At 68.3% G+C, this 13,105-nt stretch carries 15 protein-coding genes; 8 read left to right on the top strand and 7 right to left on the bottom strand.

The features are described 5' to 3' along the window. A partial coding sequence (locus BEK98_RS49750) for a class I SAM-dependent methyltransferase (protein WP_244201688.1) occupies positions 1-302 on the bottom strand: 302 nt, incomplete at its 3' end. 131 nt (positions 303-433) lie between these two features. Beyond that, complete coding sequence (locus tag BEK98_RS00405; RefSeq protein ID WP_094214282.1) at positions 434-1,033, bottom strand: YdcF family protein; 600 nt, start codon at positions 1,031-1,033, stop codon at positions 434-436. Positions 1,034-1,254: 221 nt separating this feature from the next. On the opposite strand from BEK98_RS00405, the gene BEK98_RS00400 reads away from it, so the two are divergent. The 5 genes from BEK98_RS00400 (at position 1,255) to BEK98_RS49500 (ending at position 4,924) form a co-directional block, all read left to right on the top strand. After that, the gene (locus BEK98_RS00400) at positions 1,255-1,632 is read left to right on the top strand and encodes a YybH family protein (RefSeq protein ID WP_094214281.1); all 378 of its coding nucleotides are present in this window, start codon (positions 1,255-1,257) and stop codon (positions 1,630-1,632) included. A 43-nt stretch (positions 1,633-1,675) separates the two neighbouring features. Next, entirely contained in the window at positions 1,676-3,118 is a 1,443-nt protein-coding gene (locus tag BEK98_RS00395; RefSeq protein ID WP_094214280.1) for an amidase, read from the top strand. 91 nt (positions 3,119-3,209) lie between these two features. Further along, positions 3,210-4,265, top strand: coding sequence for a helix-turn-helix transcriptional regulator (locus tag BEK98_RS00390; RefSeq protein ID WP_244201675.1), 1,056 nt, complete (start codon positions 3,210-3,212; stop codon positions 4,263-4,265). A gap of 147 nt (positions 4,266-4,412) precedes the next feature. Then, complete coding sequence (locus BEK98_RS49505) at positions 4,413-4,826, top strand: GMC oxidoreductase (protein ID WP_094214279.1); 414 nt, start codon at positions 4,413-4,415, stop codon at positions 4,824-4,826. Next, positions 4,784-4,924, top strand: a complete 141-nt coding sequence (locus BEK98_RS49500) for a LuxR C-terminal-related transcriptional regulator (protein WP_208642960.1) — start codon at positions 4,784-4,786, stop codon at positions 4,922-4,924. Before BEK98_RS49505 ends, BEK98_RS49500 begins: the two co-directional genes overlap by 43 nt. Positions 4,925-4,943: 19 nt before the next feature. Here the strand turns inward: BEK98_RS49500 and BEK98_RS00375 are convergent, their stop codons facing one another. The 5 genes from BEK98_RS00375 to benA are packed head-to-tail and all read right to left on the bottom strand — an operon-like array spanning position 4,944 to position 9,964. After that, positions 4,944-6,293 (bottom strand): MFS transporter, encoded by a 1,350-nt coding sequence (locus tag BEK98_RS00375; RefSeq protein ID WP_094214278.1) that lies wholly within the window; start codon positions 6,291-6,293, stop codon positions 4,944-4,946. Between the two features lie 3 nt (positions 6,294-6,296). Continuing rightward, positions 6,297-7,073, bottom strand: coding sequence for a benzoate diol dehydrogenase BenD (gene benD, locus BEK98_RS00370; RefSeq protein WP_094214277.1), 777 nt, complete (start codon positions 7,071-7,073; stop codon positions 6,297-6,299). Beyond that, entirely contained in the window at positions 7,070-8,113 is a 1,044-nt protein-coding gene (gene benC, locus BEK98_RS00365; protein ID WP_244201674.1) for a benzoate 1,2-dioxygenase electron transfer component BenC, read from the bottom strand. The genes benD and benC overlap by 4 nt, the downstream gene beginning before the upstream one ends. A 1-nt stretch (position 8,114) precedes the next feature. Next, positions 8,115-8,621, bottom strand: coding sequence for a benzoate 1,2-dioxygenase small subunit (gene benB, locus BEK98_RS00360; protein ID WP_094214275.1), 507 nt, complete (start codon positions 8,619-8,621; stop codon positions 8,115-8,117). After that, on the bottom strand, positions 8,618-9,964 hold the full coding sequence (benA, locus tag BEK98_RS00355) for a benzoate 1,2-dioxygenase large subunit (protein WP_094214274.1): 1,347 nt from the start codon (positions 9,962-9,964) through the stop codon (positions 8,618-8,620). The genes benB and benA overlap by 4 nt, the downstream gene beginning before the upstream one ends. 231 nt (positions 9,965-10,195) lie before the next feature. On the opposite strand from benA, the gene BEK98_RS00350 reads away from it, so the two are divergent. Genes BEK98_RS00350 through catA form a run of 3 tightly spaced genes read left to right on the top strand, consistent with a single transcriptional unit; the run spans position 10,196 to position 13,102 of the window. Then, a complete protein-coding gene (locus BEK98_RS00350; protein ID WP_094214273.1) occupies positions 10,196-11,104 on the top strand; it encodes a LysR substrate-binding domain-containing protein in 909 nt (302 codons plus the stop codon). After that, positions 11,101-12,204, top strand: coding sequence for a mandelate racemase/muconate lactonizing enzyme family protein (locus tag BEK98_RS00345; protein WP_094214272.1), 1,104 nt, complete (start codon positions 11,101-11,103; stop codon positions 12,202-12,204). Before BEK98_RS00350 ends, BEK98_RS00345 begins: the two co-directional genes overlap by 4 nt. A 46-nt stretch (positions 12,205-12,250) precedes the next feature. Continuing rightward, positions 12,251-13,102 (top strand): catechol 1,2-dioxygenase, encoded by an 852-nt coding sequence (gene catA / locus BEK98_RS00340; RefSeq protein WP_094214271.1) that lies wholly within the window; start codon positions 12,251-12,253, stop codon positions 13,100-13,102. Positions 13,103-13,105: the final 3 nt, after the last annotated feature.

Here is a 13,105-nt window from a genome sequence, read left to right as displayed (position 1 = left end):
CCCGCCGTGAACGGCAGCCACGTGTGCTTCTTCTTGCCGACCTGGAGCATCCCCAGCGAGAAGTCACAGGGGACCACGTACGCGCCGGTCCGCGCGAAGGGCAGCGAGGAGCTGGCCGTACCGGCCGCGAGGTCCAGGACCTTCTGCGCGGGGCGCGCGTCGACGGCTTTCGCCACCTCCTTGCGCCACAGCCGAGCCTGGCCGAGGGACAGCACGTCGTTGGTCAGGTCGTACCGTTCCGCCACGTCGTCGAACATCGAGGCGACTTCGTGCTGTTGCTTGTCCAGGGATGCGCGGGTCACGCGCTCATTGTCGCAGCAGGGGGTCGGGCCGCTGCGGTGCGCCCTCAGGTGGACGCTCGCGCCGATGTCGAGACACGTGCCGAACGCGACGATCTCGTGGAGCGCGCGGACGCTGGCGCGACAGCGGCCGGCTAGAGCGAGACCTTTCGTTCCTCGGCCTGGAGACCGCGAAGCGTCCACAGTCCGTACAGAGCCAGCAGCGGTTTGAGAACTGCCCACTCGCCGGGGCGATAGTCATCCGCGACCACGAGTCGCTTTGCAAGATCAGGGCGTTGCCGGTGCAAGTACGCGCGGGCCTTGAGTGCGTGAGCTGGTTGGGAGGCGATCTTGATGCGGTCGACGCCTTCGAGTAGTGGGATCACGTTTGTCACGTTCTCCCACGTGGTCCTGCTCTGATCTTCGATGAGCACGTGGCCTCCGAACTTGAGCACAGACTTCGCGTAGTCGGCCATCAGCTGGGCCTCCGCAGGACCGCTACCGGTCGCACCGCCACTGAAGATCACCCGGGTGTCGCGTGCCTTGTCGGAGGCGATGGATCGGAGCCCAGCACGGACTCGCCACCGGTTGATGACGTTGATCGCCGCACGCGGATTGCGGTAGCCCAGCACAACCACGGCCTCGGAAGCGCCGGCACCGTTCCCGACGAGCGTTCGAGACCAGCGCCGGTTCAAACACTCGCCCCAGACCAGGGCAGCGGCCCCACCCATGACCAATCCCCACGCTGATCGCATGCAACAAGCCTAGGACGCCTCGACACCAAGCAGCGAAGGCACCGGCCGCACTACAAACGACGCATTCTGTCGGGACCTCTCGATGGAGGGGCGCAGGGCCCACCGCGGCGACGCCGGCCGCGGACCTGACCGCCCATCGGTCGTTCTGCCGATGTGGCACGCAAGGGGGGCGCCCTACTGTCACGGCACGCCCGAGTGGCGCCCCGTAGCAAGGAGGAAGCATGACCGCATCAACCCCCCAGGAACTGCAGAGCCGGTTCCTCGAACTCTTCCTGGCCAAGGACCTCGAAGGGTTGCTGTCGCTTTACGAGGACAGCGCGGTGTTCGTTTCGCAGAGCGGTGAGACAGCGGTCGGAACCGCAGGGATTCGGGAGGCCCTCGGCGGACTGCTCAGCGTCGCGCAGAAGTTCGACCTCACCCCGGCCTTCGCCGTCGAGGCGAACGGTGTCGCGCTCATGCACGGGCACTGGTCGCTGGAGGGCAGCGATCCTGCGGGCAATCCCCTGTCGCTGAGCGGGACCACCGTCGAGGTCGCGCGCCGTCAGACGGACGGTTCCTGGCTGTACTCCGTCGACAGCCCGTTCGGCATCCCTGCGTGACGCCGCACCACTGCCCGCCCTCGGGTTTCAGGAGAGCTGGGACATGAGCGAGGAACTGTGGCATTGGTCCGCGGAGCGGACCGCGCGATGTATCAAGAACGGTGAGATCTCGGCCGTCGAAGCCGTCACGGCGGCCCTAGCACGGCTGGAGGCGACCAACCACGTCTCCAACGCCTTCGGCGAGGTCGCCGAGGACGCACTGGACAAGGCACAGCAGACCGACGCCGCGATCGCACGCGGCGACGCCGTCGGCCCACTGTCCGGAGTGCCGGTCGCCTTCAAACTGAACACCGACGTGAAAGGGCAGCCCACGCCTGACGGCGTGGCGGACTACCTGCGTCACCCCGCCCCTGAGACGGCGCCGGTGCTCTCGAATCTGCAGGCGGCGGGCGCGATCTCCGTCGGACGGACCAATGTCCCGTCGTTCTCGTTTCGGTGGTGTACGGAGAGTGAGCACTGGGGGCGCACCCGCAACCCGTGGGACAGCGGGGTCACTCCCGGTGGATCGAGCGGTGGCGCGGCGGTGGCAGTCGCCACTGGCGTCGTCCCGATCGCCCACGGTAACGACATAGCCGGGTCGATCCGTTACCCGGCGGCGGTATGCGGCGTTGTCGGCCTGCGTCCCACCGTCGGCCGTGTGCCGGTCTGGCACGCCCCTCCAGGGTCCGGCATGCCGCTGTCCTACGCCGGATTCGCAGTGGAGGGCCCGATCGCCAGGACCGTCGGCGACGTACGCCTGGCACTCCGCGTCATGCAGGCTCCGGATCCTCGAGACCCCATCGCCGTACCCTTCGACGCCCCGAGATACGACGCCGGCCAGGCGCCGAAGAGAGTGGCGATCGTGACCGATCCGGGCCGTCATTCCTTCGCAGGCCCGGGCCGGCCCGAGACGGATGACGCGGTGCGGGTGGCGGGCAGATGGCTCGCCGAGGCCGGCTACGAGGTGGAAGAGGTGTCCCTCCCTCTCCTGGGTGAGGCGGCTTCCCTGTGGTGGAAACTGGTGCTGACCGAGATGCAGGTCCTCGGTCTCACCAGCGAGGTCCATCGTGTGCAAGAGGCTCAGATCGGCCGTTTCTTCCAGCTGCTGACCGAGGCCGCTGCCGACGCCTTCGGCGAGGTCTCGTTCGCGGAGTTCGTGGGCGGCTGGAGCCGGCGCCACCTGCTGCGCAGGCAGCTCTCCGAGTTCATGGCGAAGTTCCCGATCCTGCTCGTGCCGAACTCCGGAGAGCCCGCTTTCGCTCACGGAGAGGACCTTGTCTCGGTGGACCGGTGTCGTGAGCTTCTCTCTCATCAGTGGGCGAACACAGCGGCGCCGCTCCTCGGCCTGCCGGGGCTCGGCATCGGAGCGGTCCGTGATGGCGGCGCGCCTCTGGGCGTCCAGCTCATCGGCCGCGCCTTCGACGAGGAGTCGCTGCTCCAGGCCGCCGAGGTCATCGAGCGGCGGTCTGGTCTCACCACCCCGATAGACCCAGCTCCCCGGGGCTGAGGATCTGGCGGCAGCTCCCTTGGGCGGGGCTGCCGCCGGATGCCTGCGCAACCGTGGTCGTGTGGCTTCCGCCACGGAAGGCGAGGCACCCGTGACCTATGCTCAGCGCATGGCGGAGGCTCCTGGCAGCACTGCCCGGCTGATGGACAGGGCCTTGGCGGTGCGCGAAGCCGCAATGCGTGCCGCGCGCGGCACGGCGACCCTCGACGCGGTCCTCGCAGCTCTTGCGGACCTCGTCCCCTTCGAGGTGGCCGGCCTGTCCAGGTGGGACGAGGCCGCCGGCCGTCACATCAATCTCACGGACGCCATGCCGCGTGCCACAGCCGGAATCATCGAGACCGAGTTGCACCGGGATCCCGTCTTCGCGCGCATCCAGCGCACGCGCGAGGCTCTTTGGCTGTCCGACATGCCGCGGCAGCTGCGGCGCATGTCGTCTGTCGTGCGCGACATCGTCGAACCGTCGGGCTTCAGCGAGGGCACCACCCAGTGCCTGTTCACCACGGACGGCCGCTACGTCGGGGTCCTCAACATCGGAATGACCCGACCGCTCGACCACCTCCTCCCGGTCCGCCCCGTGGTGGCCATGCTCACTGACTCCCTTGCCGCCGTGGCGGACCCCCTACGAAAGAATGACGCCTACGATCAGCCGTCCGAACCAGGTGACGGCGGCTGGGCCATGACCGTTCCCGATTCCCCGGGTGCGCCGTACCTGTCCGTCAACGGCGGTCTGCGACGGCACCTCGGGGTCGACGGGTCCTTGCTGAGCGATCTCATCCGCACCACGGCCCGGTCTCGGCCGCTGCCGACAACGATCCTCGTGATCCACGCGCAGCAGCTGATCGAAGTGCGTCTGATCCGGACCGGGACCACGACCCAAGCCTTCTGCCGGCCGTGCGGCCGTCCTGGTGGGCTGTCTCTCCGCGAACTGCAGGTCATGGCCGAACTGACCCGCGGCCTCACAAACCGCGAGATCGCCGGCCGTCTGTCGATCGCAGTACGCACGGTCGCAACGCACATCGAGCACATCCTGGCCAAACTGGACCTCCCCAATCGTGCCGCGGCCGCCGCTCGAGCGGCCGCTTGGGGACTGGAACCGCTCCAGGGTCACGCCCGTGGAAGCGGGCTTCGATCAGGTCGGATGACGTAGGAGCGAAGCGCGGCTCATACCGGCGCCAGTGGGCTTCCCTGGAGAAGGCGCTATGCCCTGGCCCTCGATGGCCCGCTCCAACTCCTCATCCCGCCAGGAGCGGTTGACCCCGTCTACGAACCTCAGTGCACGGTTTGGCGAGTACCTGTGACGAGCGGGTTCGTCCGGCCGCTCTCGCGGGGCACACTGCGTCTGTCCTCGGCCGACCCGGAAGCGGCCCCGCTGCTCGACCCGAACGTGCTCGCCGAGCGGTACGACCTCGAAGCAGTGGTCGACGCGGTGGAACTGTGCCGCGAGATCGGCGGCCAGGCGACCTTCGGCGCATGGCGCACAGCCGAGTTGGCACCGGGACCCGAGGCCCGTACCCGCGACGACCTGCGCGCGTACGCGCGCCGGGCCGTCGCCACGTATCACCACCAGGTCGGCAACTGCCGGATGGGAGAGGAGTCGCTCGCCGCCGTGGACCCCGAGTTGCGCGTCTACGCGCCGCGGGAGGGGCGAGCAACCAGGAGACCGCCATGGAGCTGTTCATCTCCGCCAAGACCGTGCAGTACCACCTGACGCACATCTGCGCAGAGCTCGGCATCCGGTCCGGCAGCGAACTTGCCGCGCGTTTCCGGGAGGACCCCTCCTGGGGCATCGTCTCAGCACAGGACTGAATCAGCCAGGCGGTCAACGTCAGAGGACGGGCTGCTCGGCAGCGGTGGGTGCGGCATCGCTTCGGGAGGCGAAGGCGGTCACGAGCACTCCGAGGAGTCCGACGCCCGCGAACAGGTAGAAGGTGTAGAGGGACGGAACTCCGGCGCCCACCAGCGCACCGCCGGCGAGTGGGCCGAGGATGCCGCCGAGGCGGCCGAACCCGTCGCACCAGGCGAGGCCCGCAGCGCGGGCCAGGGTGTCGTAGGAGTTCGAGGCGAACCCGAGGATGAGGACCTGCGTGCCGGAGCCCCCGACCCCCGCCACGGCGACGAGGCCAAGCATCACGGCCGTGGGTGGTGCAAGCGTCAGTAGGACGAGCGAGACGGCGGCCAGGGCGAACGTCGTACCGATCGCCCGCTGAGGGCCGAACCGGTCGGCGCAGCGTGAAGCGATCATGCCGCCGATGATGGCGCCACCGTTGAGAGCGAGCAGAAAGGCGAATGCGTACGCCTTGCCGTGACCACCGCGGCCCATGATCTCGGGCAGCCAGGTGTTCAGACCGTAGATCAAGGCCACGGCGGAGAAGCTCATGAAGCCCAGGAGCACGGTGACGCGCGCGTAGCGCCGGGTCGCGAGGGCCGCGAAGCCGATTCTTTCCCTGGCCTGGCTGTCGTGGGGGGCCGCAGTGGCGACGGTGGGGGCCGGCAAGCTGGTGCCGGTTTGCCGGGCGACCTCGTGGGCCTTGTCCGCGTGGCCGCGGGCCAGCAGCCACCTGGGGGATTCAGGCAGCCGCAGCGCGGCCACGGGCAGTACGAGAACGAGCGGCAGGGCTCCGATGAGGAACAGTCCGCGCCAGCCGATCGCGTCGGAGGTGAGTATCGCCAGCAAGGCCGCCATGACGCCGCCGCCGGGGACGCCGCTGTACACGATGGCGTTGTAGAAATTGCGGCGGTCCGGGGGAGAGAACTCGGCTATCAGGGCGCCGACGGTGGACATTACTGCCCCGGCTCCGATGCCGGTGAAGAAGCGCAGGAGGCCGAAGGCGGTGACGCTGGTGACGACTGAAGTCAGACCCATGCCGAGTGAGAACCAGGCGAGGTTGGCCAGCATCATGCGACGCCGCCCGACCCGGTCGCCTACGGCGCCCGCGGCCAGGGCACCGACCAGAGCGCCCATCAGGGCGTAGGAGCCGACAGCTCCGGCCTGGCCGGGCGTGAGTGCACCGATCTGACCGGGATCGCGGAGCAGGGTGGGCACGACGGCGCCGTAGACGAGCAGGGCGTATCCGTCGAAGAGCACGGCCACCGCGGCGAAGCCCACGATCCACCGCAGGGCCTTGCGCTGGCGACGTGCTTGGGTTCGCGACCGTCCGGTCAGGTCAGTGGTCATGCTTCAGCCCTGATCCCCGCCGGCGACCGGCAGCACCGTGCCAGTGATGTAGGACGCTTCGTCGGAGGCGAGGAAGCAGATCGCGGCGGCCTGCTCGTCGAGCGTGCCGTAACGCTTCAGCAGCGAGGAGGCGAGGGTCTGGTCGATGTGGGCCTGGAACCAGTCCTTCTCCTGGGCGGTACGCGGCGTCGGTGTGCCACGGGAGATCTTGCGCGGAGGTGCCTCGGTGCCGCCCGGTGCCGTCGCGACCACGCGGATCCCGGAGTCGGCGTACTCGAAGGCGAGCGCGGCGGTGAGCGCGTTGATGCCGCCCTTGGCCGCGGAGTAGGGAATGCGGTGGATGCCGCGGGTCGCGCACGAGGAGACGTTGACGATCACGCCCTGTCCCTGTTCCGTCATGGCCGGCAGCACCGCTCGGCAGGACCACAGAGTGGTCAGCAGCGAGCGGGTGATCTCGGCCTGGATCTCCTCGGCGGTGAACTCGGTGAACGGCTTGAAATTGATGGCGCCGCCCACGTTGTTCACCAGGACGTCGATCCGGCCGTGCCGCTTCCGGGCGGCGGCGACGGCCGCCTCCGCTCCCGCGTAGGACTCCAGGTCGGCGGTCACGGAGTGCGCGCCGAGCTCGGCGGCGACGTCGTGTACAAGTTCGGACCGGTCGACCAGCGTGAGCTCGGCCGACTCGGCGGCCAGGCGGCTGGCCACGGCGAGCCCGATGCCCTGGGCCGCGCCGGTGACCACTACCTTCTTCCCGGAGAACCGGTCGATGTGGACGCTCACGCCGCCTCCGCCGTCTGTCGTACGGCGGCCGGGGTGAACTTCTCGTAGTGGAAGCTCGCCGGGTTCACGCCGAGGGATGCGATGTGGCCGCGTACGGCTTCCACCATTGCGGGCGGGCCGCACAGGTAGACGTCCACGTCGCCGTCGTGCAGCGTCGAGGAGTCGATCAGGCCGGTGACGAAGCCCTTGTTGCGGGCTGTGCTGTCGGGGTCGGCCACGCAGTGGTCGAAGGTGAAGCCGGGGATGACCTCCGCGTAGTCCTCGAGGGTGTCCAGGTGGACGAGGTCCAGATCGGTGGTGACGCCGTAGAGCAGGTGGACCGGGTGCGCGGGCGGCTTCTGGGCCATGTCCTCCAGCATCGACAGCAGGGGCGCCAGGCCGGTGCCGCCCGCCAGCAGCAGGGCGGGCCGGGTGACGGCGCGCAGGTAGAAGCTGCCCATGGGGCCGGTGAACTCCAGCCGGTCGCCGACGCGGGCTCGCTGGGTGAGGTAGCTGGACATCGCACCGCCGTCGACGATCCGCACCAGGAACGAGTTCTGCAGCTGAGCGGGCCCCGAGCTGAAGGAGTACGAGCGGCTCTGGTCCGTGCCGGGTACGGCGATGTTGATGTACTGGCCGGGCAGGAAGTCGAGCGCGTCCCGGCCGGCGACGTCGAGCGCGAACTCGACCGTGGTGGGGGAGTGGCGCTTGATGGCGGCGACCGTGGCCGTGTGGGTGGCCGCGCCGGTCTTCGCCGCCGCCGAGGACGAGGGGATGCGCAGCACGAGGTCGCTCTGCGGGGTCATCTGGCAGGGCAGGCAGTAGCCGCTCGCCGCCTCGTCTTCGCTCAGTGCCTCGTCGATGTAGTCGCCGCCGTCGTAACTGCCGGACTCGCACAGCGACTTGCAGGTGCCGCAGGCGCCGTCGCGACAGTCGAGGGGAATGTTGATGCGCGCTTTGTAGGAGGCTTCGGCGACGGTCTCGTCCGGACGGCACTCGATGAACCGGGTGATGCCGTCCTCGAAGTTCAGGGCGACCTGGAAGGACATGCGGGTGCTCATTTCAGACGTGGTAGATGTCGACGACGTGGTGCACGTAGTCGTTCTTCAGGACGACCTTCTTGCTGGTGATCAGCGGCTCCGGACCGGAGACGTCGAGCTGGTAGAAGGAGGTGCCGAAGTACGTGTCGGTCGTCTGGTAGCGGTAGTAGAGCGTGAACCAGTTGAAGCGCACTTCCACCAACTCGCCGTACCGGCCGGTGATCTCGACGTTGGTGATGTTGTGGCCGGTGCGCGGCTCGGGCAGGCTCGTGGCGCTGGAGCGGTCGGTGCGGATGCGGAAGACGCGGTCCTCCAGGCCGGCCCGGGTCGGGTAGTAGGCCAGCGAGATCTCGCGCTGCGGGTCGCGGGTGAGCTCGTCGTCGTCCGCCCAGGCCGGCATCCAGAAATCGGCGTTCGGGTGGTAGCACTCCAGCCACTTCTCGAACTCGCGGTCGTCGAGGTAGCGGGCCTCGCGGTAGAGGAACTGCCGGACGTCCTCGAGGGTGATCTCGTCGATTGTCGTGCTCACTTCGCCACCTCCAGGGCCTTGCGCAGCGTCTCGAGCCAGTAGCCGTGCTGGATGGGGTAGAGCCCCTCGTCCTCGGTGCGCACCCCGCTCGCGATCGGGTTGATGCCGATCTTCTCGGCGTCCTCGTCCGGACCGTCGATCTGGTGCACGGCACCGCGGCTGAGGTCGTTCCACGGCATGGACTCGGCCAGGTACGTCTTCTGGCAGGAGCGGAACTCCTCCAGGTCGTCCGGGGTGGCCATGCCGGTGGCGTTGAAGAAGTCCTCGTACTGGCGGATCCGGCGGGCGCGGTCCTCGGCCGGCTCGCCCTTGGGGGCGATGCAGTAGATGGTGACCTCGGTCTTGTCGACGGAGATGGGCCGGAAGTGCCGGATCTGCGAGCTGAACTGGTCCATCAGGTACACGTTCGGGTACAGGCACAGATTCCGGGACACGCCGATCATCCAGTCGGCCTTCTCCGCCCCGAACTGCTCCGCCAGCTCGTCGCGCTTCTCGAAAAGCGGCCGGTTGGCGGGGTCGAGCCACTTGGTCCAGAGCAGTAGGTGGCCGTGGTCGAAGGAGTAGAAGCCGCCCTTCTGCTTGGACCAGCCGCCCGCGTCCATCGTCTTGGTGTCGTTCTTCGACTCGCCGGACGTGCGGCGGGCCTGGGTGGCGGCGTAGTTCCAGTGGGTGGCGGAGACGTGGTAGCCGTCGGCGCCGTTCTCCGCCTGGAGCTTCCAGTTGCCGTCGTAGTGGTACGTCGAGGATCCCCTCAGCACCTCCAGGCCCTCCGGAGACTGGTCGACGACCATGTCGATCACGACGGCGGCGTCGCCCAGGTGCTCCCGCAGCGGCTTGACGTCCGGGTTGAGACTGCCGAACAGGAAACCCCGGTAGCTTTCGAAGCGGGCGACCTTCTTCAGGTCGTGGGAGCCGTCGGTGTTGAACTGCTCGGGGTAGCCGGCCTCGCGCGGGTCCTTCACCTTCAGCAGCTTGCCGCTGTTGTTGAACGTCCAGCCGTGGAACGGGCAGGTGAAGGTGGTGCGGTTGTCGGTCTTGCGGCGGCACAGCATCGCGCCGCGGTGGCTGCACGCGTTGATCAGGCAGTGCAGCTCGCCCTGCTTGTCGCGGGAGATGACGACGGGCTGGCGGCCGATATAGGTCGTGAAGTAGTCACCGACCTCGGGGATCTGGCTCTCGTGCGCGAGGTAGACCCAGTTCCCCTCGAAGATGTGCTTCATCTCCAGCTCGAAGAGTTCCTCGTCGGTGAAGACGTTCCGTCGCACCCGGTACACACCGTTGTCCGGGTCCTCCACGAGGGCGTCTTCGAGGATGGTCCGCGCGCGGCTGTAGTCCTCGGCCATGGGCGCCGTCCCTCCGATCATGTCCCGCCGTCCGGGCCTTCCGGTCGGCAACGGCGTGTGTCCGCCGCTTTTCAGCACCATGTCAGGACGGTGAAGGCCCGGCCCCAGGCATTCCCCCAGGGTTGACCCAGGGGGGTATTGATATGGGCTGCATATCAATACCCTGCAATCAGGTATTTGTGGGTCTGGTTATTCAGTTCCTACGCTGGGCCGCAATCGAGGGAGATTCCGATGGAGCTCAGGCATCTGCGCTATTTCGCGGCTGTCGCCGACACGTGCCATTTCGGCCGGGCGGCGGAGCGGTTGCACATGGCGCAGCCGCCGCTCTCCCAGGCGATCCGCCAGCTGGAGGCGGAACTGGGCGTGGAGCTGTTCACGCGTACCACCCGGCAGGTCGCCCTGACCGGCGCCGGCGAGGTGTTCCGCGGTGACGTGGAGCGCATCCTCCAGGGCGTCGACGACGCCGTCGCGAGGGTCGGACGCTTCGCCGCGGGAGCGGAAGGGGTGCTGCGGATCGGCCTCACCGGCTCTGCCTCGTATCGCCAACTGCCCGCATTGGCCCGTCTGTTGGAACGCGCAATGCCCCAAGTGACGCTGGAGGTGCACACCGAGATGCTCACGCCCGCCCAGGAAACAGGGCTGCTCGAGCGCCGCCTCGACATCGGCGTCCTGCGGCCCCCTGTCCGGCAGGAGGGGATCGTTCACCGCGCCATCGCCGACGAGCTGCTGGTCCTCGCCGTTCCCGCAGAGCACTGGCTGAGTGAGGCGGAGACCGTGCGCCTCGCCCAGCTGCGGCACGAGAACTTCGTCATGTACGGCGCCGCACTCGGCTCCGTCGTCAACGACGCCGTGATCCGTGGCTGTCTCGCGGCAGGGTTCCACCCACACTGCGCCTACGAGGTCAACGAGACCTCGACGGTGCTGGCACTGGTGGCCGCCGGCCTCGGCATCGCCGTCCTGCCGGAGTCCATCCGCTCCGCACCGCGGGAGGGCGTTCTGTACAAGCCCATCGAGAACGCTCTCAGTGTGCGTCTCGACCTGGCCTGGCGTGAGGACGACGACTCGCCCTTGCTGAGGAATCTGCTGAAGGTCCTCGAGAAGAACGACATATTTCTGGAAGGTCTGGAAGAGACGACATGAAAATCGTCGGTATCGAGGCGATTCCCTTCGCGATTCCCTACAAGAAGCCGCTGAAATTCGCCAGCGGTGAGGTGCGCACCGCCGACCACGTTCTGGTGCGGGTGCACACCGACGAGGGCTTGACCGGCACGGCCGAAGCGCCGCCCCGCCCGTATACGTACGGCGAGACCCAGGAGTCGATCGTCGCCGTCATCGGCAAGATCTTCGCACCACAGCTCCAGGGGCTGACGGTCCTGGAGCGCGAGGTGATCCATGAGCGCCTGGACCGCACCGTCGGCAACCCCACCGCCAAGGCAGCGATCGACATGGCGCTCTGGGACGTCCTGGGCCAGGCGGCCGGACTGCCGGTTTCCGGACTGCTCGGCGGCTACACCGACCGCATGCGGGTCAGCCACATGGTCGGCTTCGCGCCCGCCGCGGAGATGGTGGCGGAGGCGGAACGGATCCGCGACACGTACGGCATCACCACCTTCAAGGTGAAGGTGGGCCGGCACCCCTACACCGACGACGTCGCCGCCTGCTGGGCCCTGCGCGAGGCCCTGGGCCCCGAAGTGGAGCTCTACATCGACGGCAATCGCGGGTGGAGTGCCTCCGAATCGGCCCAGGCCCTAAGGGAGTTGGCACCCCTGGGATTGACCTTCGCCGAGGAGCTCTGCCCCGCCGACGACGTCTTGGGGCGGCGCTGGCTGGTCAGGCAGACCACCATCCCCTTCATCGCCGACGAGAGCGCGACCCGGCCGGCCGAGGTCACCCGCGAGCTGCTCGGCGGATCCGCGACCGCCATCAGCATCAAGACCGCGCGCACCGGCTTCACCACCTCCCAGCGGGTACTGGGCCAGTGCCAGGGCCTCGGCGTCGAGGTGGTGATGGGCAATCAGATCGACGGCCAGATCGGCACATTGTGCTCGGTCGCCTTCGGTGCCGCCCACCGGCATACCTCACGCCACGCCGGCGAGCTGTCCAACTTCCTGGACATGAGCGACGACCTGCTCACCGATCCCCTCCGCATCGAGGACGGCACCCTGCGGGTCCGCGAGGGCGCGGGGCTCGGTCTCGTCATCGACCCGGAGAAGCTGGCCCGTTACCGCCAGGACCACTGACCAACCCCTTCATCACCCAACTCAACACAGAACAGGGACACACACCATGACCGACATCACCACCGAGGCTGCCACCGCGGCCGCGTCCGGGAACGCCGCCACCGAGAGCTTCGCCCGCAAGCAGCGCGAGGCCGTGGCCACGTCCACCGAGCGGGTCAACACCCTGGTGAGCGAGCTGCTCTCCGCCGCCCACGACATCATCCGCCGTCACAAGGTCACCTACGCCGAGTACGACGTGCTCAAGTCGTGGCTGATCCAGGTCGGCCAGGACGGTGAGTGGCCGCTCTTCCTCGACGTGTGGCTGGAACGCGTGGTCGAGGAGGTCGCGAACGAGAACCGCGAAGGCAGCAAGGGCACCATCGAGGGCCCGTACTACATCCCCGACGCACCGCACCTGCCCGCCGAGGCGACCCTGCCGATGCGCGAGAACGAGGCGGGCACCCCGCTGCTCTTCCAGGGCCAGGCGACGAGCGTGGACGGCACGCCGCTGTCAGGAGCGCTCGTCGAGATCTGGCAGGCCGACAACGAAGGCTACTACGCGCAGTTTGCGCCCGGCCTGCCGGAGTGGAACCTGCGTGGCACGGTCGTCGCCGACGACCAGGGCAACTTCAAGATCCACACCATCGAGCCGGCGCCGTACCAGATCCCGACCGACGGCTCGTGCGGCAAGCTCATCGCGGCGGCGGGGTGGCATGCCTGGCGCCCCGCCCACCTGCACCTGAAGGTTTCGGCGCCGGGTCACCAGCTCATCACCACCCAGCTGTACTTCCAGGGCGGCAGCCACGTCGAGGACGACATCGCCTCGGCCGTCAAGCCTGAGCTGATCCTCGACCCGAAGCCGGCCGCAGACGGCAGTGGCAACGAGGTCACCTACGACTTCGTCCTCGACAAGGCGTGATGA

It is taken from the genome of Streptomyces diastatochromogenes (genome assembly GCF_002242805.1).
Lineage (GTDB): Bacteria > Actinomycetota > Actinomycetes > Streptomycetales > Streptomycetaceae > Streptomyces > Streptomyces diastatochromogenes.
The sequence above is the reverse complement of the archived record's forward strand: the minus strand, read 5'-3'. Positions and strand labels throughout refer to the sequence as shown.

Bases quoted from the DNA above. Each gene is read 5' to 3' on its own strand.
- BEK98_RS00345 (WP_094214272.1), top strand. From the start codon at position 11,101: ATGAAAATCGTCGGTATCGAGGCGATTCCCTTCGCGATTCCCTACAAG.
- benA (WP_094214274.1), bottom strand. From the start codon at position 9,964: ATGGCCGAGGACTACAGCCGCGCGCGGACCATCCTCGAAGACGCCCTC.
- BEK98_RS00400 (WP_094214281.1), top strand. From the start codon at position 1,255: ATGACCGCATCAACCCCCCAGGAACTGCAGAGCCGGTTCCTCGAACTC.
- benC (WP_244201674.1), bottom strand. From the start codon at position 8,113: ATGAGCACCCGCATGTCCTTCCAGGTCGCCCTGAACTTCGAGGACGGC.
- BEK98_RS00405 (WP_094214282.1), bottom strand. From the start codon at position 1,033: ATGCGATCAGCGTGGGGATTGGTCATGGGTGGGGCCGCTGCCCTGGTC.
- BEK98_RS49500 (WP_208642960.1), top strand. From the start codon at position 4,784: ATGGAGCTGTTCATCTCCGCCAAGACCGTGCAGTACCACCTGACGCAC.
- BEK98_RS00395 (WP_094214280.1), top strand. From the start codon at position 1,676: ATGAGCGAGGAACTGTGGCATTGGTCCGCGGAGCGGACCGCGCGATGT.
- catA (WP_094214271.1), top strand. From the start codon at position 12,251: ATGACCGACATCACCACCGAGGCTGCCACCGCGGCCGCGTCCGGGAAC.
- BEK98_RS00350 (WP_094214273.1), top strand. From the start codon at position 10,196: ATGGAGCTCAGGCATCTGCGCTATTTCGCGGCTGTCGCCGACACGTGC.
- BEK98_RS00375 (WP_094214278.1), bottom strand. From the start codon at position 6,293: ATGACCACTGACCTGACCGGACGGTCGCGAACCCAAGCACGTCGCCAG.